The organism is Pseudomonas sp. Z4-20 (assembly GCF_051131955.1).
Lineage (GTDB): Bacteria > Pseudomonadota > Gammaproteobacteria > Pseudomonadales > Pseudomonadaceae > Aquipseudomonas > Aquipseudomonas marvdashtae.
Map to the genome: position 1 here is coordinate 1,403,923 of NZ_CP071641.1, position 20,913 is coordinate 1,424,835.

Consider the following 20,913-nt stretch of genomic DNA (forward strand, 5'->3'; position numbering starts at 1 on the left):
CTGCTTTGGGCAAACTGAAAACTGGCGGGGCTTATCGAATAATTAAATGCCGCCCACCCGGCCTTTGTGGCGAGGGAGCAAGCTCCCTCGCCACGGACTCATGGGGCGCGAGACGGTCATTCCATCGCCGGGCTCAGCGTCCCAAGCCACGCCACCAATCCAAGAATCATGACGGCTACTGAAAACTCCAAAGCCATGCTGCGCCGCAGCGCACTCACCGCGATGCGGTGATCGCCGGTCTGTCGGGCCTGTTCCAGCAGCGGAGTCAGGCGAAAACGGTTCAGCGCGGCGAACACCAGCATGACCGAGAACAAGATGAGCTTGAACGTCAGCAACTGACCGTAAGTGCTGTCGAACAGCCCTGCGACACTTGCGCCGACGATGAACAGATAATTGCCCACGCCTGTCACGCTGATGACTACCACGATCACCGCCCCGACGGTTTCAAACCCAGCCAATGCCCGGACCAGTATCGCCAGCTGAGGTTCGGCCTGGCGAAGCAGGAGGGCAAACGCGGCCAAGGCGCCGACCCAGCTGCCCGCCGCCCACAGGTGCAGGAAGTCGGTGATGAAGTGCCAGTTGCGGCGTGAGCCCTCATCCATGGCGCCGTGGCCTGCCCAGGCCAGCGTCGCCAGCGCCACAGCCCCGCCCAGCGTGACCAGGACCAGGCTGGCGGTCGGCCAAGGTTTATTGAGCGCCACGGCGAAACCGGCCAGCAGCAACGCCGCGATGCGCAACGTGCAAGCCAAGCCGACCTCGGTTTCCAGTACCATCATTTCAATGTGCGGCCACAGTTCGGCCCATGCCGAAGCACCGCTCATGGCCCAAGCCATGCACGCCATGGCGGCCAGGGACAGCAACCCGCCAAGCACCGCCGTGGTCACCAGCACCGGCGCGAAAGACCACGCCGTGCCCGACACCCGCTCCTGGCCACGCAGACTGTAGAGGCCGAACGCGGCCAGGCCGAACAGCAGCATGAGGTCCAGGTACAGGGCTAAACGCAGCGCGATGTTGATCGAGTCGCTCATCGACTCACTTCACCTTGAACGTAACGCTGCCGGTGATCGGGTGAGTGTCGGACGATACCGCGCGCCACTGGACCTGATAGGTACCCGTAGCCAGGGGCGCGTTTGGCGTGATGACCATGGTTTTCGGATCGTCGCTGCCGGAAACCCTGGCCGCCATGGGCATCGGCGAATGCGCCGCCATCCCGGGCATCGCGGTCATCACCAGCTTGGCGCCGGAGAACTTGGTCATCAGGTTTTCGGAAAAGCGCAGCTCGATTCTTGTGGGCGCCGCACCTTCGGCGCCTTCGGCCGGGGTCGAGGACAGCAGTTTCGGATGGGCCTGGGCCAAGCCACTGAACAACAGGCCGGCGGACAAGGCGACAGCGGTCTTGATGAATGACATGCAAGGACTCCTACAGCTCGTTTTTAGTTTTAAGTAAAGCAGGTCAGCGGATTAGAACCACAGGCGCACGCCTAGCACCAGGCGTGCTTCGCTGCGGTCTTCGCCTTCATCCTGGGCGTAGTCGGCGGTATTGCCGTAGACACGGTTCCAGGTGACGCCGATATACGGGGCGAATTCGCGGCGGATTTCGTAGCGCAGCCGCAGGCCGACTTCGGTGTCTGACAGGCCCGAGCCGACGCCGTGGGCGGGGTCGTTCTTGCCGTAGAAGTTGGCTTCGGCGGTGGGTTGCAGGATCAGACGGTTGGTCAGCAAGATGTCGTAGTCGCCTTCCAGGCGCGCCGCGCTCTGGCCGCCTTCGCCGATGAACGCGGTGGCCTCGGCTTCGAAGTTGTACAGCGCCATGCCTTGCACACCGAATGCGGCCCAGGTTTGCGGATCGCCTGGCTTGAAGTCCTGGCGCACGCCGGCTACCACGTCCCACCACGGGCTGACGGCGTGTCCCCACAGGGCCTGGAGCTCGGCTTCTTCAGTCTTGCCGTTGAGGCGCTCACCTTCGGAGCGCAGCCATAGACGATCGATGTCGCCGCCAATCCAGCCGGAGGCATCCCAGCTCAGGGCACTGCCGTCATTGGCGTCTTGCCATTCGAGTTGGTCGATGAGAAAAAACGAATGGATGGCGCTGTCATGTACCGCATGCCCGCCATGATCCTCATAGACGGCGGCGCGGTCGGCAGCGGTCAGCTGCGGGATTGGCGTGCGGCTGGTGACGGGGGCCGGCTGCATCGGCTCCATGCCCTGCATCGAGTCCATGCCCTGCATCTGGCCATGGTCCATGCCCTGCATCTGGCTGTGATCCATGCCTTGCATCGTGTCGCTCGCCGCCCAGGCCGAAACGCTGGTGCCGAGGGCCAGGGCGGCCACGGGCAGGGTAGGGTATTTCAACAGGCTGATCATGGTCGGCTCCTCATTCCTGCACCCGGACTTCACGGAACATGCCCATTTCCATATGGAACAGCAGGTGGCAGTGATAGGCCCAGCGTCCAAGCGCGTCGGCGGTCACGCGGTAGCTGCGCCTGGAGCCCGGTGGCACGTCGATGGTGTGCTTGCGGACCATGAACTGGCCGTTTTCATCTTCCAGATCGCTCCACATGCCGTGCAAGTGGATAGGGTGGGTCATCATGGTGTCGTTGATCAGCACGATGCGCAGGCGCTCGCCGTACTTGAGCAGCAGCGGCGCGGCGTCACTGAACTTCACGCCGTTGAACGACCAGGCGAACTTTTCCATGTGCCCGGTCAGGTGCAGCTCGATCGTTCGGCCGGGTTCGCGGCCGTCGGGGTCGGGGAATGTGCTGCGCAAGTCCGAATAAGTCAGCACCTTGCGACCGTTGTTGCGCAGGCCCATGCCCGGGTCGTCGAGCTTGGGCTTGGCGCTCATGGCCTGCATGTCTACCAAGGGATTGTCTTTCTCGGTGTCGGGATGCGAGAGCATGCTGTCGCCCTGCATCTGGCTGTGATCCATGCCCGGCATCGAGCCGTGATCCATACCGCCCATGCCCATGTCGTCCATGGTCACCAAGGGGCGAGGGTCCAGCGGCGGCACTGGCACTGACAACCCGGCCTTGGTGGCGAGGGTGCCGCGGGCATAGCCGGTGCGGTCCATCGATTGAGCGAACAGGGTGTAGGCCTCTTGGGTCGGTTCGATGATGACGTCGTAGGTTTCGGCCACGGCAATGCGCAACTCATCGACGCTCACCGGTGTGACGTATTGGCCATCGGACGCTACCACCGTCATCTTCAAGCCGGGAATGCGCACGTCGAAATACGTCATCGACGAGCCATTGATAAAGCGCAGGCGGATGCGCTCGCCCGGCTTGAACAGGCCGGTCCAGTTCATGTCCGGCGCCTGGCCGTTCATGAGGTAGGTGTAGGTGGCGCCACTGACGTCGGCGAGGTCAGTGGGGTTCATCTTCATCTCGGCCCACATCTTGCGGTCGGCCATGGTGGCGCCCCAGCCGTTCTTGCCCACGTCATCGATAAAGTCGCCGACGGTGCGTTTGTTGTAGTTGTAGTAGTCCGATTGTTTCTTGAGCTTGCGCAGGATGTCGGTGGGGTCTTCATCGGTCCAGTCGGTGAGCATCACCACGTAGTCCCGTTCGTACTGGAAGGGCTCGGGCTCCTTGGCGTCGATCACCAGCGGGCCGTAGACGCCGGACTGTTCCTGGAAACCGGAGTGACTGTGGTACCAGTAGGTGCCGTTTTGCCGGACCTTGAATTGATACACGTACACGCCGCCGGGCTCGATGCCCTTGAAACTCAGCCCCGGCACGCCGTCCATGTTGGCCGGCAGCAAAATGCCGTGCCAGTGGATGGACGTGGTGTCCTCCAAGCGATTGCGCACTCGCAGGGTCACGGTATCGCCTTCGCGCCAGCGCAGCAGCGGGCCGGGAATACCGCCGTTGATGGTTTGTGCGGTGCGTGGGCTGCCGGTGAAATTGACCGGGCTCTCGCCGATGAACAGGTCGAATTCGCTGCCGGTGAGTACGTTGGGCTGGCCGGGGCTGGTGACGGCCCAGACGGGCGGGCGCCAAAGGCCGAGGCCGCTCAGGAGGCCTCCCGCGGCCAGGCCCTTTACGAAAGTTCGCCTGGAAGTGTTCGATTGCATGCCTTGAATCCATCGCTCGATTTGAAGCAGGCACAGAAGCGCTGCCCTGTGCCGGTTGAAAAGAAGATGACACAGCCGGACGCGGCAAGTGATTACATTTCAGTCAGCTTGCTGGACGCGTCCGTTTCGGTGGCCGGGCGCAGGTCAGAATGATCTTTTGCAACGGCGGGATATTCTGTAGCCTTGCCGGCTTCACGCTGTCCCGTGCCTGATAGATACTCACTTTCCCGGCGGTACCCGAGTGGTCCGGAGCCGGGTGTATACTCGACTTTCGCGCAAATGCGCCCATAGGTCTTGCGAACATGACGCAAATTTCCGAACGCCTTCTAGTCCAGGCCCATCTCGATGCCAAGCAGCCCAAGCCGTTGACCGCCGAGCAAGAGGCCTGGTACCGCGCCGCCATTGCCGCCGAGCTCAAGGCTCAGGACGCGGTGCTGGTCGCGCACTTCTATTGTGACCCGATCATCCAGGCCCTGGCCGAAGAGACCGGCGGCTGCGTGTCCGATTCCCTGGAAATGGCCCGCTTCGGCAATGCCCACCCGGCCAAGACCGTGGTGGTGGCCGGGGTCAAGTTCATGGGCGAGACCGCCAAGATCCTCAACCCGGAAAAACGCGTATTGATGCCGACCCTGGAAGCCACCTGCTCCCTGGACCTGGGTTGTCCTGTGGACGAGTTCTCGGCGTTCTGCGATCAGCACCCCGAGCGCACCGTGGTGGTCTACGCCAACACCTCGGCGGCGGTCAAGGCCCGGGCCGACTGGGTCGTGACCTCCAGTTGCGCACTGGAAATCGTCGAGAGCCTGATGGACAACGGCGAGACGATCATCTGGGGCCCGGACAAGCACCTGGGCACCTACATCCAGCGAAAGACCGGGGCCGACATGCTGCTTTGGGACGGTGCCTGCATCGTCCACGAAGAGTTCAAGTCCAAGCAGTTGGAAGACATGAAGGCGCTGTACCCGGACGCCGCCATCCTGGTGCACCCGGAGTCGCCGACGGCGGTGATCGAGCTGGCGGATGCCGTGGGCTCTACCAGCCAGTTGATCGCTGCGGCGCAAAGCCTGCCGAACAAGACGCTGATCGTCGCCACCGACCGCGGCATCTTCTACAAGATGCAGCAGTTGTGTCCCGATAAGGTCTTTATCGAAGCCCCCACCGCCGGCAACGGCGCGGCCTGCCGTAGTTGTGCACATTGTCCGTGGATGGCGATGAACACCCTGGAGCGCACGCTCCAGGCGTTGAAAGACGGTAGCAACGAAATCTTCGTCGACCCGGCCTTGATCCCCCACGCGATTCGCCCGCTCAAGCGCATGCTCGACTTCACCCAGGCGGCGCGGATGAAGCTGGCGGGGAATGCTTAAAGGCAGCTTCGAGCTGCAAGCTGCAAGCTGCAAGCTAAGGTCACAATCGCTTGGCTTGTAGCTTGTAGCTTATTTTTTGCTTTTTGGAATCCGCACCAACTGCGTATCCGAGTAGATGTCATGCCAGCTGCGCTTGCGCTTGTCGAACAGCGCCCAGATGAAGCCTGCGCCCACCAGTAGCAACGACGCAATCGATACCACGAACCGCAACAGCGCCTGCCACAGGCTGATGGCGGTGCCGTCGGCGTTCTGTACGCGGATGCACCAGACCTGCATGCCCAGGGTCTGGCCGTTGTGGGTCCAGAACTTGGCGAAGAAACCGAACAGCACGAATAACAGCACGGTGGACAGCAGCGGGTCACCGTCCAGCGCGCCAGTGTCGGTGAGGGCGCGCATCTTTTCTTCGCCGAGGATCGCCATCTGGATCATCTTATAGACGCCGCCGGTCACGATCAGCAGCGCCGTGCACAGCAGAAAGTCATAAAACATCGCCGCCAGGCGACGACCCAAGCCGGCGGGAGGAAAGTCCCCCTGAGGGGTGAGCAGGTGTTTCGGCATGATGGTCTCGGCGGACAAAAGAAGCCATTTTACGGATTTACGCCCATAAAAAAGCCCCTGATATCAATCAGGGGCTTTTTAGTTCCTGAAAGCCTTAGGCTTCGGCTTGAACCTCGTCAGCCTGCATGCCTTTCTGGCCTTGCACGGCAACGAAAGTGACTTTCTGGCCTTCTTTCAGGCTCTTGAAGCCGTTGCCCTGAATGGCGCGGAAGTGCACGAACAGATCCGGACCGCTTTCAGGAGTAATGAAACCAAAACCTTTTTCGTCGTTGAACCACTTGACGGTACCGCTCTGACGAGTAGACATTTTCTTAATTTCCTTGACGCTAAATTAATGACAGCCTCTTTCAATGCGAAAGAGTACTGGGGCTGGGTTGCAGGAAAGTAAGATGACGTCGAACGGGATGTAGCTAACTTCGTAGGCTACTGCCCAGGTCACGATCCAAGCGACCCATGCAAACACAGTGACGAAACTCTACGCCAACTTCCAAGGAAAAAACAACCCCCTGCAAGACCCCGGTTTTGCTCAGTTTGCTGGCATTTCATATGTTTCGCTGGGGCAGGCTTATTCGCAAGGTTTGTCTACTTGTTCCGCACCGTTATAAGCCGGTCCACTATTGATACATGCACCTTTTTATGGCGGTTGCGTTACACATTAGTGCATGTATGACGCAACCGCGTTACTTATAGAAACAACTAATCAACCGCGGTAGTAGCGCTGTGGAACGAATGGCATTTTGCTTACAAGCAACGGTACCTTTTTTCCACGCACAATCGCCCAGACCGGCGTCCCCAGCGCTGCGTAGACGCTGTCCAGATACCCCATCGCCAAGGGGCCGCCCAGTGTCGGGCCGAAACCGCCGCTGCACACCGCGCCGATGATGTTGCCCGCTTCGTTGACGATCTCTGCGCCTTCACGCACCGGTGTGCGTTCCTGGGGCAGCAGGCCGACGCGCTTGCGGTTCACACCGCCCTGTTGTTGGGCGAACACGGTCTGCGCCCCGGGGAAACCACCGGCGCGGGCGCCATCGGCGCGTCGGACCTTGGAAATGGCCCATAGCAGGCTGGCTTCGATTGGCGTGGTCTCGGTGTTCATGTCGTGGCCGTAGAGACACAGGCCGGCTTCCAGGCGCAGCGAATCACGGGCGCCAAGGCCAATGGCCGCGACTTCCGGTTCGGCCAGCAGGGCACGGGCGAGTTTCTCCGCATCGGCAGCCGGCACGGAAATCTCGAAACCGTCTTCGCCGGTGTAGCCCGAACGGCTGACAAAACAATCCACGCCCAGCAACGTAACGCGTTGGAACTGCATGAAGGTCATCTTCGCCACTTCCGGCGCCAGGCGTGCGAGCACGGTGACGGCGGCCGGGCCTTGCAGGGCGAGCAGGGCGCGGGCTTCGAACAGCGCCTCGATGCTGCACTGGTCGCCAATGTGGGCGCGCAGGTGGGCCAGGTCCTGATCCTTGCAGGCCGCGTTGACCACCAGGAACAGTTCGTCATTGCCCAGGTTGGCGACCATCAGGTCATCGAGGATGCCGCCGTTCTCGTTGGTGAACATGGCATAGCGCTGCATGCCCACCGGCAGATCGATGATGTCCACCGGCACCAGGCTTTCCAAAGCCTTGGCGGCACCCGCGCCGGTCAGGCGGATCTGGCCCATGTGGGACACGTCGAAGAGTCCGGCCTGATCACGGGTGTGCTGGTGTTCCTTCATCACGCCCAGTGGGTATTGCACCGGCATGTCGTAGCCGGCGAATGGCACCATGCGCGCGCCGAGTTCCAGGTGCAGCGAATGCAGCGGGGTTTTCAACAGTTGTTCGGTGGACATATCAGCTCCTGATTCTTGAGAGGTGGCGCATCAGCATTCGATGATGTTGACCGCCAGACCGCCGCGGGCGGTCTCCTTGTATTTGCTTTTCATGTCGGCGCCGGTCTGGCGCATGGTGCGGATGACTTTATCGAGGGAGACAAAGTGATGCCCGTCACCGCGCATGGCCATGCGCACCGCATTGATGGCTTTCACCGAACCCATGGCGTTGCGCTCGATGCACGGCACTTGCACCAGGCCACCAATGGGGTCGCAGGTCAGGCCGAGGTTGTGTTCCATGCCGATTTCGGCGGCGTTTTCCACTTGCTGCACCGTACCGCCCAAGACTTCGCACAACGCGCCGGCAGCCATGGAACAGGCCACGCCGACTTCGCCCTGGCAGCCGACTTCGGCGCCGGAGATGGAGGCGTTCTCCTTGTACAGAATGCCAATGGCCGCGGCGGTCAGCAGGAATCGCACCACGCCATCTTCATTGGCACCGGGTATGAAGCGCATGTAGTAATGCAGCACCGCCGGCACGATTCCGGCCGCACCGTTGGTGGGCGCGGTCACGACACGCCCGCCGTAGGCGTTCTCTTCGTTGACCGCCAGGGCGTACAGGTTGACCCAGTCCAGCACCGACAACGGGTCGCGCAGCGCGGCTTCCGGGTTCTTGCACAACTGGCGGTGCAGCGCCGCGGCTCGTCGCTTGACCTTCAGCCCGCCTGGCAAAATCCCTTCGTTGCGACAGCCAGCGGCCACGCAATCTTGCATCACCTGCCAGATTTTCAGCAGGCCGGCGCGGGTTTCGGCCTCGGGGCGCCAGGCACTTTCGTTGGTCAGCATCACTTGGCTGATGGACAGGCCGTAGGTCGTACAATGGGCGAGCAGGTCCTTGGCGCTCTTGAACGGGAAAGTCAGCGGCGTGGCGTCCTCGACGATCCGGTCAGCGCCGGCCGCGCCTTCATCGACCACAAAGCCTCCACCCACCGAGTAGTACTCGCGGCTGCGCACTTGCAGGCCCGCCGCGTCGAAGGCGCGGAAGATCATGCCGTTGGGGTGAAAGGCCAACGGCTTGCGGATCATCGCCAGGTGCAGCTTTTCATTGAATTCGATGGAGTGTTCACCCAACAGGTTCAGGCGACCGCTGCTGCGAATCTGTTGCAGGCGGGCGTCGACTGTTTCGGTGTCCACGGTGTCCGGGTGCTCACCTTCCAGGCCCAGCAGCACGGCCTTGTCACTGCCGTGCCCTTTGCCCGTGGCACCGAGCGAGCCGTAGAGCTCGACCCTGACGCTGGCAGTGGCATTGAGCAGGTCATCACGACGCAGCCCTTCGGCGAAACGGGCGGCGGCACGCATCGGGCCGACCGTATGGGAGCTGGAAGGGCCGATGCCGATCTTGAACAGGTCGAACACGCTTAATGACATGGGGGGCTCCTGGGGGAGCAGCGACAAGCTGTGAGCTACAAGCTGCAAGAAGAGCCGTTCGGCTTTTAACTTGTAGCTTGCAGCTTGAAGCTCGTAGCTGCTTTTTATGCGTAACTTTCGATCGACGGGCAGGCGCAAACCAGGTTGCGGTCGCCGAACACGTTGTCGACCCGGCCCACTGGCGGCCAGTACTTGCCTTCGATCAACGACGCCACCGGGTAGACCGCTTGTTCGCGGCTGTAGGGGTGAGTCCACTCGCCGACCAGCTCCGCCGCGGTGTGCGGGGCGTTTTTCAGCGGGTTGTCGTCTTTGTCGAGGCTGCCATTTTCCACCGCGCGGATTTCTTCGCGAATGCAGATCATGGCGTCGCAGAAGCGGTCCAGCTCTTCCTTGGATTCGCTTTCGGTCGGCTCGATCATCAACGTGCCGGCCACCGGGAACGACATGGTCGGCGCATGGAAGCCGAAGTCGATCAGGCGCTTGGCGACGTCATCGACGCTGATGCCGCTGCTGTCCTTGAGCGGACGCAAATCGAGGATGCATTCGTGGGCTACCAGGCCGTTGCTGCCGGAGTAGAGCACCGGATAGTGCTCTTCCAGGCGGCGGGCGATGTAGTTGGCGTTGAGGATCGCCAGTTGCGAGGCGCGCTTGAGGCCAGCGCCGCCCATCATGCGAATGTACATCCAGGTAATCGGCAGGATGCTCGCGCTGCCGAACGGTGCCGCGCACACCGCGCCTTCCTTGCGCGTCATGTTGGCGTGGCCCGGCAGGAACGGCGCCAGGTGCGACTTGACGCCGATCGGGCCGACGCCCGGGCCGCCACCGCCGTGAGGGATGCAGAAGGTCTTGTGCAGGTTCAGGTGCGACACGTCGCCGCCGAACTTGCCCGGGGCGCAGAGGCCGACCATCGCATTCATGTTGGCGCCATCGATGTACACCTGGCCGCCGTTGTCATGAACGATGCCGCAGATCTCGCGAATGCCTTCCTCGAACACGCCGTGGGTGGACGGGTAGGTGATCATCAGCGCGGCGAGGTGCTCGCGGTGCTCAATGGCCTTGGCGCGCAGGTCTTCGATGTCGACGTTGCCACGGGCATCGCACGCGGTCACGACCACGCGCATGCCGGCCATGTTGGCGGTGGCCGGGTTGGTGCCGTGGGCCGAAGACGGGATCAGGCAGATGTCTCGGCGGTCTTCGCCACGGCTCTGGTGATAGGCACGGATCGCCAGCAAACCGGCGTATTCGCCCTGGGAACCGGCGTTGGGTTGCAGCGACACCGCGTCATAGCCGGTGGCGGCGCAGAGCATCGCTTCCAGCTCATCGGTCAGTTGCTGGTAGCCGGCGCTCTGCTCGGCCGGGGCGAACGGGTGCAGGGCGCCGAACTCGGCCCAGGTCACCGGGATCATTTCGCTGGCGGCGTTGAGTTTCATCGTGCAGGAACCCAGCGGGATCATGGTGCGATCCAGCGCCAGGTCCTTGTCGGCGAGCTTGCGCAGGTAGCGCATCAGCTCGGTTTCGGAGTGGTAGCGGTTGAACACCGGGTGGCTGAGGATCGCCGACTGGCGCACCAGCGCCGCCGGGATACGGCTTTGGACATTGGCGGCCAGGGCCGCGAAGTCTGGCAGCGCCTTGCCGTCGGCCAACAGGCCCCAGAGATTTTCCACGTCAGCCTGGCTGGTGGTTTCGTCCAGGGACAGGCCCAGGCGTTCGGCGTCCACCACGCGCAGGTTGATGCGTTGGGCGCGGGCCTTGTCATGCAGGGCGGCGGTCTGTGCGCCGGTGTGCAGGGTCAGGGTGTCGAAGAAGCTCTCTTGCTCCACGTTCAGGCCCAGCGCGCCCAGGCCCTTGGCGAGGATCGCGGTGAGGTGGTGGATGCGGTTGGCGATCTGAGTCAGGCCTTTAGGGCCGTGGTACACCGCGTACATGCTGGCGATGTTGGCCAGCAGCACTTGGGCGGTGCAGATGTTGCTCGTGGCTTTCTCGCGGCGGATGTGTTGCTCACGGGTCTGCATCGCCAGGCGCAGGGCCGGCTTGCCGAAACGGTCCACGGAAACACCGACCAGACGGCCCGGCATGTCGCGCTTGAACGCATCCTTAGTGGAGAAATAAGCCGCGTGCGGGCCGCCGAAGCCCAGCGGTACGCCGAAGCGCTGGGCGCTGCCGATGGCGACGTCGGCGCCGAATTCACCCGGTGGGGTCAGCAGGGTCAGGGCCAACAAGTCAGCCGCGACCGCCACCAGTGCGTTGGCGGCGTGGAAGCGTTCGGTCAGCTCGCGATAGTCGAACAGGTCGCCGTTGCTGGCCGGGTATTGCAGCAACGCGCCGAAGAACGCGCTCACATCGGTCAGTTCGCGCTCATCGCCCACCACCACGTCGATGCCCAGGGGCTCGGCGCGGGTGCGCAGCACATCAAGGGTTTGCGGGTGGCTGTGGACGGAGGCGAAGAAGGCATTGCTGCCCTTGTTCTTGCTCAGGCGCTTGCAGAAGGTCATGGCTTCGGCGGCGGCGGTGGCTTCGTCCAGCAACGAGGCGTTGGCGATCGGCAGGCCGGTGAGGTCGCTGATCAGCGTCTGGAAATTCAACAACGCTTCGAGACGGCCCTGGGAAATTTCCGGCTGGTACGGGGTGTAGGCGGTGTACCAGGCCGGGTTTTCCAGCAGGTTGCGCAAGATCGGCGACGGGGTGTGGCAGTTGTAGTAGCCCTGGCCGATGTAGGTCTTGAACAGTTGGTTCTTGCCAGCGATGGCCTTGATCGAGGCCAATGCATCGGCTTCGCTCTGGCCGTCGCCCATGTCCAGCACGCTGGTGCCCTTGATGCTTTCCGGGATGACGCTGGCGCTCAGGGCTTGCAGGGAGTCGAAGCCCAGGCGCTCGAGCATGGCTTGCTCGTCGCCTGCACGCGGGCCGATGTGGCGGGCGATGAATTCGTTGGCGGTGCCGAGATTAACGGTCATGTCGTGGCTCCTCAGGCTTCGGCGTTGGCTTTGATCAGGCGATCGTAGGCGTCTTGATCCAACAGCTTAGCCACTGCGTCGGCGTCGGTCGGTTTAAAGCGGAAGAACCAGCCGTCGCCCAGCGGATCTTCGTTGACCAGTTCCGGGCTGTCGCCGAGCTTGTCGTTCACTTCAAGTACTTCACCATCAAGGGGCATGTACACACCGCTGGCGGCTTTCACTGATTCAACCGTGGAGGCTTCGTCGCCCTTGGCGTAGGACTGCAATTCAGGCAGTTGCACAAAAACCACGTCGCCCAATGCGTTCTGCGCGAAGGCGGTAATGCCTACGGTGACGCTGCCGTCTGCTTCGGTGCGCAGCCATTCGTGATCTTCAGTAAAACGCAACTCGCTCATGGAAACTCCTGGGGCCAGATTTCGTCTGGTGGACGCGAAGAAAGGCGCGGGGCTTGGCCCGGCCGAATGACCATAGCCTTAGCAAGAACGTGGCCAATGTTTTAAATCTCTTATTTTTCAGTGACTTAAGTAGATTTTGAAAGGCGAAAGGCTTTTACTCTGTAGCGAAATCGCTACAGTATCCAGACAGGAGAAAATCACCCTGGGATCAAAGCCTTACCCAGCGCCGCTCAGCGCCCGGTGTAGCGATATCGTTCCGCTGTAGCGCTTTCAGTACGGTCGAGGTCGTTTTTAATGCGTTTTCGACCGTAACACGGCTAAGGCTTGCCGGAGATCCCATACTTGCGCAGCCGATGGGCGATCGCGGTGTGCGAGGTTTGCAGACGGCTGGCGAGTTGGCGGGTGGAGGGATAATTGGTGTACAGCGATTCGAGCAATTGCTTTTCGAACGTTTCGACGGCCTGCTCCAGGCTTTCGACTTCCACATCACCCTGACGCGCCACGCTGGTGCCGGCGATGTCCAAGTCGCCGATGTCCACCAGGCTGCTTTCGCAGATAGCGGCGGCGCGGAAGATCACGTTCTGCAGTTGCCGCACGTTGCCCGGCCAGCGATTGCCCAGCAGCGCCGGATAGGTACCGGGGGCCAGGCGGCAGACCGGACGCTGGATCTGCGCACAGGCCTGCTGCATGAAGTAACGCGCCAACAGCAGGATGTCCTGGCCGCGTTCGCGCAGTGGCGGGACTTCGACGTTGAGCACGTTCAGGCGGTAGAACAGGTCTTCGCGAAACGAGCCTTCGCTGACCATTTTTTCCAGGTTGCGGTGGGTGGCGCTGAGGATCCGCACGTTGACCTTGATCTCCCGGTCGCCGCCCACCCGGCGGAAGCTGCCGTCGTTGAGGAAACGCAGGAGCTTGGCTTGCAGGTAGGGCGACATCTCGCCGATTTCATCGAGGAATACCGTGCCCTGGTTCGCCAGCTCCATCAGCCCCGGCTTGCCGCCACGTTGTGCGCCGGTGAAGGCGCCGGGGGCGTAGCCGAACAGTTCGCTCTCGGCCAGGTTCTCCGGTAGTGCCGCACAGTTGAGGGCCAGGAATGGCGCGCCGTAACGGGCGCTGATGGCATGACAGGCACGGGCCACCAGTTCCTTTCCGGTGCCGGTTTCACCTTGAATCAGCAGCGGTGCATCCAGGGCCGCGACCCGCTGGGCCCGGGCCTTGAGGGTGCGGATCGCCGGGGATTCGCCCAACAGCGCGTCGAAGCCTTCGGCATGGTCGTGGTGAAGCGCCGACAGGCGCTCACCGATGCGATTGGGCTGATACAGCGTCAGCAGCGCCCCGGCGTCGGTGATCGGGGTGGCGTCCAGCAGCAGCGTCTGGCCGTTGAGGGTGATTTCCCGCAGCGGCAGGCGAAAACCATTCTCCAACAGGGCATCGAGCAATGCCGCATCACCGAACAGCTCGGCCACGCTTTCCCCGGCCGGCTCACGGCCGTAGAGGGCGATCAGCGCCGGGTTGGCGAGTAACACCTTGCCAGCGCTGTCCAGCGCCAGGACCGGGTCGGTCATCGCCGCGAGCAAGGCATCGAGCTGCAAGTGCCGGCGTTGGCCCGGCAGGATGTCCACCACGGTTACCGCCTGCACGCCGCGCACGCTGAACAGCGCCTCGCGCAATTCATCCAGCACTTGCGGGCTGAGGGTCGGGGCGTCGATGTAGACGTTGGGCGGCACCATCTCTACGGCATCCAGGTTGAGATTGCGACCGCCGAGCAAGGCCAGGACTTCCTGGGTGATGCCGACGCGGTCGATGAAACTGACGTGGATACGCATGGGGCGGCTTTGGGTTCTGGAATACGATGGGTGGCAAGTATGCCTTGGGGCGGGCTATTGGTGAAATCCCGGGGACACCGTTGCGAGCGCAGCAAATCCTGATGGCTGAGGGACGTTAGAGCCCCGCATCCCATTCCGGCGTTTCCGGAAACCTCTCCACCAGGAAATCCAGCAGGCTGCGCAACGCCGATGGCATGTGTTTGCGCGACGCGTATACCGCGTACATGTTCATCCGGCGAGGTTCAGCGTGGGCCAGCAGGCGTTCCAGTTCACCATTCTGGATGTGGGGACCGGCTTGATAGCTGGGCAGCATCGCCACGCCGGCGCCCGCTATCGTTGCTTGCAGCAGCGTGCTGGCTTCGTTGGCGCTGATGTTGCCCTGCACCGGCACCGAGACCGGTTCGCCGTCCTGCTCGAAATGCCAAAGGCTTTTGCCGACGTAGGAGTGGGTCAGGCAATTGTGCCGGCTCAAATCCTCCACGCGTTGCGGCGTCGGATGCTCGCGCAGGTAGCGGGGCGAGGCGCAGATTACCGAACGGCACACCGTGAGGCGGCGGGCTATCAGGTTCGGGTCGAGGTCGTTGCTCATGCGGATCGCCAGGTCGATGCGCTCATCCACCAGGTTCACCGTGCGGTCGAGCATTTGCAGGTCGACGGTCACGCCTGGGTAACGCCGGACAAAGTCGGCCATGGCGCAGGCCAACTGGGCCTGGCCGAACGAGGGGCTGGCGGTGATGCGCAGCAGGCCCCGTGGCGCGTCTTGCGGCGTGCTCACGGCGGCTTGCATGTCGCCGGACAGCTCGAGCATCTGCCGGCAACGCGGCAGGATCTCGCTGCCGGCGGCCGTCAGGCTCAGCTTGCGGGTGGTGCGGTGCATCAGCCGAGCACCAACCCAATCCTCCAGCTCCGCCAGATACCGCGACACCACTGGCCGCGAAAGGTCCAGGTGCTCGGCCGCCGCCGACTGGCTGCCCAGGTCCACCACGGTGACAAACACCCGCATTGCTTGTAGACGATCCATGATTTGCCCGCTTTCAGAAACAAACTGTGTTCCAGCATGGCATTTTTTGTAACGACTCTGGCAACTAAGCTCTGTTTCATTCCCTTGCGGGCCTTTGGACGACGGAGCATCTCATGACCGGATTCACCCCTATCAAGCGCTGGCTGCTGGCAACCGCCGCCCTGGCTTTCACGGCCCAGGCCTGGGCCGCCGACTTGACGCTTGACGTCTACAACCCCGGCGCGGCGGCGATTTTTCCGGTGACGTCAGTGTTGGTCAGTGGTGAAAAAGAAGCCATTCTCGTCGACGCCCAGTTCGGCAGATCCCAGGCTGAGCAAGTCGTCGAGAAAATTCGCGCCAGTGGCAAGCAACTGACCACGATCTACATCAGCCATGGCGATCCAGACTACTATTTTGGCTTGGAAACCCTCACCGCCGCGTTCCCTGAGGCCAAGGTGCTGGCCTCGGCGCCGACCGTCGAACACGTCAAGCACACCATGGACGGCAAGCTGAAATATTGGGCGCCGATCCTGAAGACCGATGCCCCAACCAAGGCCATCGTGCCCCAGGTGCTCAAGGGCGACAGCTTGACGCTGGAAGGCAAGCGCTTACAGATCATCGGCCTCGACGGCCCGCAACCGGACCGCAGCTTTGTCTGGATTCCATCGATCAAGGCAGTGGTTGGTGGCGTGGTGGTGGCGGAAAACATTCACGTCTGGATGGCCGACACCCAGACGCCGCAGTCTCACAAGGATTGGCTGGCGACGCTGGATAACCTCGAAAAGCTGCAACCGGCCACCGTGATTCCTGGACATTACCTGGGCGCAAGCGCCCGTTCCCTGGCCCCGGTGCGCTTTACTGCTGGCTACATCAAGGCGTTCGACGAGGAAACCGCCAAGGCCAAGGATTCCGCCGCGCTGATCGCCGCCATAAAAAAACGCTACCCGGACCTGGGGGAAGACAGCTCCCTGGAACTCAGCGCCAAGGTTGCCAAGGGCGAGATGAAGTGGTGACCCTCAACCTTTGATCGGGGCTTTTGTGGCGAGGGAGCTTGCTCCCGCTGGGCTGCGCAGCAGCCCCCATACCAGCAAATGAGTTGTACCTGGCACACCGCATGAACCTTTTTGCGGCTGCTTCGCAGCCGAGCGGGAGCAAGCTCCCTCGCCACGAATGTATTCATGGCTCCAAGACGCGTTGAAGTAATCCCTACGAATAACCATAGGAGAATCACATGAGCAAAATCGCAATCATCGGCGCCACCGGCCGGGCCGGCAGCCAACTGTTGGAAGAAGCCCTGCGCCGTGGTCACAGCGTGACGGCCATTGCCCGCAACACCGCGAAAATCGGCGAAAGGACCGGGGTGGTCAGCAAACCATTGGACGTATTGGACAGCGAGGCGTTGATCGCCGCCATCGACGGGCATGACCTGGTAATCAGCGCCGCGCACTTTGCCACCGTACCGGCCGACAAGGTCATCGCCCCGGTGAAAGCCGCCGGCGTCAAGCGTCTGCTGGTGGTGGGCGGTGCCGGTTCGTTGCTGCTGCCGGATGACAGCCGTGTCATTGACAGCGAGGGCTTCCCGGAGGAATACCTGGCCGAAGCCAGCGCCGGTGCCTTGTTCCTCGACGTGTTGCGCAAGGAGCAGGATCTGGACTGGACCTTTTTGTCGCCCTCGGCGGAGTTCGTCGAAACCGAACGTACCGGCCAGTTCCGTGTCGGCAAGGACCATCTGCTGTTCGATGCTGCTGGACGCAGCTGGATCAGCTTCGCCGACTACGCCATTGCGATGATCGATGAAGTCGAAACGCCGCAGTTTCCACGGACGCGGTTCACCGTCGGTTATTGATCACAGGGTTCAGCCGTGAAGCCGTACCCAGACGCTGACCAGCACCGTCGCCGCCATCAGCCAGGCGACGGCTGCTACGGCCAATGAGGCTTCGAGGCGCATGCGATCGATCATCACGTACAGCGTCGCAAGATAGACGAAGTACGGGATGATCGACCACATGCCGAACACTATGGTGGTCTTCAGGTCGTCCACCGAGCGGCCCTTGCCGACAATGTAGTGGGCAATCAGGGCAAAGGTCGGAAACAGCGGCACCAACCCGGCGATGTAATAGTTCTTGGTCTTGGCGAGCATCGCCAGGATGACCACCACGGCTGCGCCGAGCGCCGCCTTGAAAATCAGGTCCACAGGTTCACATCCCGGATCAATGGCTCAGGCCATATTTTTTGACTTTGTCGAACAGCGTGGTCTTGGCCATGCCCAGTTCCTGGCTGGCCTGGGTCAGGTTGCCGCCGCTGCGTTGCAACGCGTCCATCAACAGATTGCGCTCGAAGGCTTCCACTGCTTCGGCGAAGGCCAGGCCATGGCTGCCACTGCTGGCGCCGGACTTCTTGAACGCCGGCAGGCCCAAGGCGTAGCGTTCGGCGACGTTGCGCAGTTCACGCACGTTGCCCGGCCAGTCGTGGCTCATCAGGTTCGACAGGGTCTGGTTGTCCAGCTCCGGCACGGTGCGGTCGAAGCGCAGGGACGATTGCTGGAGGAAATGCTCGAACAGTTGCAGGATGTCTTCGCGCCGCTCGCGCAGCGGCGGCAATTCCAGGGTGACCACGTTGAGGCGGTAATACAGGTCGCTGCGGAACTGTCCGGACCGGCCCATTTCGTCGAGGTCGGATTTGGTGGCGGCGATCACCCGGCAATCCACGGCCACGCTCTGGTTTGAACCCAGGCGTTCGAGGGTGCGTTCCTGCAGCACGCGCAGCAGCTTGATCTGCAAGGGCAGGGGCATGCTTTCCACTTCATCGAGAAACAGCGTGCCACCGTCGGCGTGCTCGATCTTGCCGATCCGGCGTTTGCCGGCACCGGTGAAGGCATTGGCCTCGTGGCCGAAAATTTCGCTTTCGAAGAGATTCTCCGGCAGGCCGCCGCAATTCAGCGCGACGAACTGCTTGTCGTGGCGCCGACTGAAATCATGCAGGCAGCGCGCGACCAATTCCTTGCCGGTGCCGGTTTCGCCTTCGATCAGCACATTGGCCGACGTGTCGGCGACGTTGGCGATCAGCGCCCGCAGATGCTGCATGGCCGGCGAACGGCCAATGATCCGGCCTTCCAGCGAATCACGTTCGGCCAGTTGCCGCCGCAGCGATGACACCTCGCGGGCCAGGCTGCGCTGCTCCAGGGCGCGGCGGGCGACATCGACCAGGCGCTCGGGAGAGAACGGTTTTTCCATGAAGTCATAGGCGCCTTTCTGCATGGCGTCGACGGCCATGGAGATGTCGCCGTGGCCGGTGATCAACACCACTGGCAGGCTGCGGTCGCGGGCCTTGAGGCGGGTGAGCAGCTCCAGGCCATCGATGCCCGGCAGGCGGATGTCGCTGATGACGATGCCGGCGAAGTTGTCGTCGACCCGCTCCAGGGCTTCTTCGGCACTGCCCACGCCGATGCAGGGAATGTCTTCCAGGGTCAAGGCTTGCTGGCAGCCCAACAGGACATGGGGGTCGTCTTCGACGATCAATACGCTCAGGTCGTTGTTCATAGCGGCTCGGCAGGTGAAAGGCTTACCAACGGTAAACTGAGGACAAACGTGGTGCCACCGTCCTCCGGATGCTCGACGCCCAGGTGCCCGCCAGCGGCGGCGCTCAGGCTCGCCGACAGCGTCAGGCCAAGGCCCAGCCCCTGTTCGCCGGGTTTGGTGGTGAAGAACGGTTCGAACAGATGCTTGCGCGCTTGCGGGTCGATGCCATGACCGTTATCGCGGACCCGCAGGCGGTATTTGCCATCGCTGGTGTCGCCGACAAGCCACAGTTTCGGCTCGGGTTGGACCTGCATGGCGTCCAGCGCATTACCGATCAGGTTGACCAGGATCTGCTCCAGGCGCGTCTGGTCGATCTGCACCTGGACGTCTTCGAAAGCCGAGTGAACCTGGATGCCGAGTTTCTCAAGGCGTGCGCCGAGCAATTGCAGCGCCGCCTCGACGGCCTTGCCCAGGCTGGCTTGGCCCTTGTCGTCGCCGCGCCGGGCAAATGCGCGCAGGCTGGCGGTGATCCGGCCCATGCGGTCGATCAGTTCATTGATGGTCTTGAGGTTGGTGCTGGCGATGTCCAACTGGCCGCGCTCCAGGAAGCGCACGGTATTGCCGGACAGGGTGCGCAACGCCGCCAGCGGCTGGTTGAGTTCATGGGCGATGCTGGTGGACATCTGGCCGATGGCCGCCAGTTTACCGGCCTGCACCAGTTCATCCTGGGCGCGGCGCAAGGTCTCTTCGGCCTGCCGTCGCTCGCGGATCTGGCCCTTGAGCTGTTCGTTGCTGGCGCGAAGGTCAGTGGTGCGTTCGGTAATCCGACGTTCGAGTTGGTTGTTGGCCTCTTGCAACGCTTCGCGGGCGGCGAGGCGCGTGGCGATCACCTTGCGCCGCTCGTTCCAGGCGATCAACAGGAAGGCCACCAGGGCAAACGCCACGGCCACCAGGATGCCTTGGTTGATCGCTTGGCGACGCAGGTCTTCAAGCGGCGTGAGCAAGGTGAAATTCCACGGTGTGTCGCTCAACGGGCGGGTCTGTGACAGGTAGCTGATGGCCTGCTGTTCGGTGGCGATTTCGGTATTGGCGGGGAAGGTCAGTTTTTCCATGCCTTCGCCCAGCCGCTCCCGGGCCAGGGGGATCAGCTCATTCAACGGGAACCAGTAATATTGCAGGCTGCGGGCCAGGCGTTCCTTGGTTTCATCGCTCAGCGGGCGTACGGACTTGAGCCGTCGTGCCGGGTCGCTGGAGAGGATGATGATGCCGTTCTCGTCGCTGACGAAGGCCTCCAAGCGTGCCCGCTGCCAGCGTTCCTCCATGGCTTCGAGGCGTACCTTGACCACGGCCACGCCGATGATCTTGCCTTGTTCTTCCAGGCCATGGGCGAGGTAATAGCCGGGCTCGCCGTTGGTGCTGCCGATGCCGTAGAAGCGCCCTGGCTGGCCGCGTACGGCATTCTGGAAGTAGGCGCGGAAGGACAGGTCTTCGCCAAGGTAACTGTCGACATCGCGCCAGTTGCTGGTGGCCATGACCCGGCCGGTGGTATCCATGACGTAAATGGCCCGGCTGCGGCTACGCCGGTTCAGGCCTTCGAGGTACTCGTTGACGGTCTTGCGGTGTTCGGGTGTCGGGTCGTCGAGCAGTTGCGCGACGCTCGATTCAAGCTCCAGCAGGCTGGGCAAATAGGTGTACTTGCTGATTTCGCTTTCCACCGCGCGGGCATGCAGTTCCAGCTGGCGCTCGCCATTCTCGGCCAGGCCGCGAATGCCATAGTGCTCGCTGAGCCAGAAGCCGAGGTAACCCAAGCCGATCATCAGGGCAATGACCAAGGGCGGCAAAAATAGATGGCGGATCAGGCGGGGTTTCACGGCGAGTGATGGCGGCGCGGCGCGATAGAAGGTGGGGTCGCATTTCATCACAGAAGCCTTGGGTCAACCAGTGTGGCGGCGGTCGTCCTTCAAACGCGGCCTTGTGGGGAGGGAACCAGCTCCCTC

Annotated in this window: 18 protein-coding genes; 3 read left to right on the forward strand and 15 right to left on the reverse strand. The window is 62.4% G+C overall.

Features of this window, described 5'->3' with window-relative positions:
- Positions 1-116: 116 nt before the first annotated feature.
- The 4 genes from copD to J3P82_RS06475 are packed head-to-tail and all read right to left on the reverse strand — an operon-like array spanning position 117 to position 4,072.
- On the reverse strand, positions 117-1,028 hold the full coding sequence (copD, locus tag J3P82_RS06460; RefSeq protein WP_434561620.1) for a copper homeostasis membrane protein CopD: 912 nt from the start codon (positions 1,026-1,028) through the stop codon (positions 117-119).
- Between the two features lie 4 nt (positions 1,029-1,032).
- On the reverse strand, positions 1,033-1,410 hold the full coding sequence (gene copC / locus J3P82_RS06465) for a copper homeostasis periplasmic binding protein CopC (protein ID WP_434561622.1): 378 nt from the start codon (positions 1,408-1,410) through the stop codon (positions 1,033-1,035).
- Between the two features lie 51 nt (positions 1,411-1,461).
- Positions 1,462-2,364, reverse strand: a complete 903-nt coding sequence (locus J3P82_RS06470) for a copper resistance protein B (RefSeq protein ID WP_434561624.1) — start codon at positions 2,362-2,364, stop codon at positions 1,462-1,464.
- A 10-nt stretch (positions 2,365-2,374) separates the two neighbouring features.
- On the reverse strand, positions 2,375-4,072 hold the full coding sequence (locus J3P82_RS06475) for a copper resistance system multicopper oxidase (protein WP_434561626.1): 1,698 nt from the start codon (positions 4,070-4,072) through the stop codon (positions 2,375-2,377).
- Between the two features lie 302 nt (positions 4,073-4,374).
- Between J3P82_RS06475 and nadA the strand changes: the two genes are divergently transcribed.
- On the forward strand, positions 4,375-5,433 hold the full coding sequence (nadA, locus tag J3P82_RS06480; protein WP_434561628.1) for a quinolinate synthase NadA: 1,059 nt from the start codon (positions 4,375-4,377) through the stop codon (positions 5,431-5,433).
- 69 nt (positions 5,434-5,502) lie between these two features.
- On the opposite strand, the gene J3P82_RS06485 is transcribed toward nadA, so the two are convergent.
- The 8 genes from J3P82_RS06485 to J3P82_RS06520 all read right to left on the reverse strand — a co-directional run bounded on the left by J3P82_RS06485 (position 5,503) and on the right by J3P82_RS06520 (position 15,419).
- The gene (locus J3P82_RS06485) at positions 5,503-5,991 is read right to left on the reverse strand and encodes an RDD family protein (RefSeq protein ID WP_434561630.1); all 489 of its coding nucleotides are present in this window, start codon (positions 5,989-5,991) and stop codon (positions 5,503-5,505) included.
- A 94-nt stretch (positions 5,992-6,085) separates the two neighbouring features.
- A complete protein-coding gene (locus J3P82_RS06490) occupies positions 6,086-6,298 on the reverse strand; it encodes a cold-shock protein (protein WP_003227496.1) in 213 nt (70 codons plus the stop codon).
- Between the two features lie 393 nt (positions 6,299-6,691).
- On the reverse strand, positions 6,692-7,816 hold the full coding sequence (gene gcvT, locus J3P82_RS06495; RefSeq protein WP_434561632.1) for a glycine cleavage system aminomethyltransferase GcvT: 1,125 nt from the start codon (positions 7,814-7,816) through the stop codon (positions 6,692-6,694).
- Positions 7,817-7,846: 30 nt separating this feature from the next.
- Complete coding sequence (locus tag J3P82_RS06500) at positions 7,847-9,223, reverse strand: L-serine ammonia-lyase (RefSeq protein WP_434561634.1); 1,377 nt, start codon at positions 9,221-9,223, stop codon at positions 7,847-7,849.
- Positions 9,224-9,327: 104 nt separating this feature from the next.
- Positions 9,328-12,177 carry an aminomethyl-transferring glycine dehydrogenase gene (gene gcvP / locus J3P82_RS06505; protein ID WP_434561636.1) on the reverse strand — a complete coding sequence of 950 codons (2,850 nt, stop codon included), beginning with the start codon at positions 12,175-12,177 and terminating at the stop codon, positions 9,328-9,330.
- A gap of 11 nt (positions 12,178-12,188) precedes the next feature.
- The gene (gcvH, locus tag J3P82_RS06510; protein ID WP_434561638.1) at positions 12,189-12,572 is read right to left on the reverse strand and encodes a glycine cleavage system protein GcvH; all 384 of its coding nucleotides are present in this window, start codon (positions 12,570-12,572) and stop codon (positions 12,189-12,191) included.
- A 317-nt stretch (positions 12,573-12,889) separates the two neighbouring features.
- Positions 12,890-14,398: a sigma-54-dependent transcriptional regulator gene (locus J3P82_RS06515; protein WP_434561640.1), complete on the reverse strand. Its 1,509-nt coding sequence runs from the start codon at positions 14,396-14,398 to the stop codon at positions 12,890-12,892.
- A 115-nt stretch (positions 14,399-14,513) separates the two neighbouring features.
- On the reverse strand, positions 14,514-15,419 hold the full coding sequence (locus J3P82_RS06520; RefSeq protein ID WP_434561642.1) for a LysR family transcriptional regulator: 906 nt from the start codon (positions 15,417-15,419) through the stop codon (positions 14,514-14,516).
- A gap of 113 nt (positions 15,420-15,532) precedes the next feature.
- On the opposite strand from J3P82_RS06520, the gene J3P82_RS06525 reads away from it, so the two are divergent.
- Positions 15,533-16,411: an MBL fold metallo-hydrolase gene (locus J3P82_RS06525; RefSeq protein WP_434561644.1), complete on the forward strand. Its 879-nt coding sequence runs from the start codon at positions 15,533-15,535 to the stop codon at positions 16,409-16,411.
- Between the two features lie 218 nt (positions 16,412-16,629).
- Positions 16,630-17,244, forward strand: coding sequence for an NAD(P)-dependent oxidoreductase (locus tag J3P82_RS06530; RefSeq protein WP_434561646.1), 615 nt, complete (start codon positions 16,630-16,632; stop codon positions 17,242-17,244).
- Between the two features lie 9 nt (positions 17,245-17,253).
- Here the strand turns inward: J3P82_RS06530 and J3P82_RS06535 are convergent, their stop codons facing one another.
- From J3P82_RS06535 to J3P82_RS06545, 3 genes are read right to left on the reverse strand one after another with little or no spacing between them, the layout of a single operon-like run.
- Complete coding sequence (locus J3P82_RS06535) at positions 17,254-17,583, reverse strand: GlpM family protein (protein ID WP_434563730.1); 330 nt, start codon at positions 17,581-17,583, stop codon at positions 17,254-17,256.
- A gap of 25 nt (positions 17,584-17,608) precedes the next feature.
- Complete coding sequence (locus J3P82_RS06540; protein ID WP_434563732.1) at positions 17,609-18,889, reverse strand: sigma-54-dependent transcriptional regulator; 1,281 nt, start codon at positions 18,887-18,889, stop codon at positions 17,609-17,611.
- A gap of 44 nt (positions 18,890-18,933) precedes the next feature.
- Positions 18,934-20,835 carry a sensor histidine kinase gene (locus J3P82_RS06545; protein WP_434561648.1) on the reverse strand — a complete coding sequence of 634 codons (1,902 nt, stop codon included), beginning with the start codon at positions 20,833-20,835 and terminating at the stop codon, positions 18,934-18,936.
- Positions 20,836-20,913: the final 78 nt, after the last annotated feature.

Excerpts from the sequence above, each read along its gene's own strand:
- J3P82_RS06520 (WP_434561642.1), bottom strand. The coding sequence starts at position 15,419 with ATGGATCGTCTACAAGCAATGCGGGTGTTTGTCACCGTGGTGGACCTG.
- gcvT (WP_434561632.1), bottom strand. The coding sequence starts at position 7,816 with ATGTCCACCGAACAACTGTTGAAAACCCCGCTGCATTCGCTGCACCTG.
- gcvP (WP_434561636.1), bottom strand. The coding sequence starts at position 12,177 with ATGACCGTTAATCTCGGCACCGCCAACGAATTCATCGCCCGCCACATC.
- nadA (WP_434561628.1), top strand. The coding sequence starts at position 4,375 with ATGACGCAAATTTCCGAACGCCTTCTAGTCCAGGCCCATCTCGATGCC.
- copD (WP_434561620.1), bottom strand. The coding sequence starts at position 1,028 with ATGAGCGACTCGATCAACATCGCGCTGCGTTTAGCCCTGTACCTGGAC.
- J3P82_RS06525 (WP_434561644.1), top strand. The coding sequence starts at position 15,533 with ATGACCGGATTCACCCCTATCAAGCGCTGGCTGCTGGCAACCGCCGCC.
- copC (WP_434561622.1), bottom strand. The coding sequence starts at position 1,410 with ATGTCATTCATCAAGACCGCTGTCGCCTTGTCCGCCGGCCTGTTGTTC.
- J3P82_RS06515 (WP_434561640.1), bottom strand. The coding sequence starts at position 14,398 with ATGCGTATCCACGTCAGTTTCATCGACCGCGTCGGCATCACCCAGGAA.
- J3P82_RS06530 (WP_434561646.1), top strand. The coding sequence starts at position 16,630 with ATGAGCAAAATCGCAATCATCGGCGCCACCGGCCGGGCCGGCAGCCAA.
- J3P82_RS06490 (WP_003227496.1), bottom strand. The coding sequence starts at position 6,298 with ATGTCTACTCGTCAGAGCGGTACCGTCAAGTGGTTCAACGACGAAAAA.
- J3P82_RS06485 (WP_434561630.1), bottom strand. The coding sequence starts at position 5,991 with ATGCCGAAACACCTGCTCACCCCTCAGGGGGACTTTCCTCCCGCCGGC.
- gcvH (WP_434561638.1), bottom strand. The coding sequence starts at position 12,572 with ATGAGCGAGTTGCGTTTTACTGAAGATCACGAATGGCTGCGCACCGAA.
- J3P82_RS06475 (WP_434561626.1), bottom strand. The coding sequence starts at position 4,072 with ATGCAATCGAACACTTCCAGGCGAACTTTCGTAAAGGGCCTGGCCGCG.
- J3P82_RS06545 (WP_434561648.1), bottom strand. The coding sequence starts at position 20,835 with ATGAAATGCGACCCCACCTTCTATCGCGCCGCGCCGCCATCACTCGCC.
- J3P82_RS06500 (WP_434561634.1), bottom strand. The coding sequence starts at position 9,223 with ATGTCATTAAGCGTGTTCGACCTGTTCAAGATCGGCATCGGCCCTTCC.
- J3P82_RS06470 (WP_434561624.1), bottom strand. The coding sequence starts at position 2,364 with ATGATCAGCCTGTTGAAATACCCTACCCTGCCCGTGGCCGCCCTGGCC.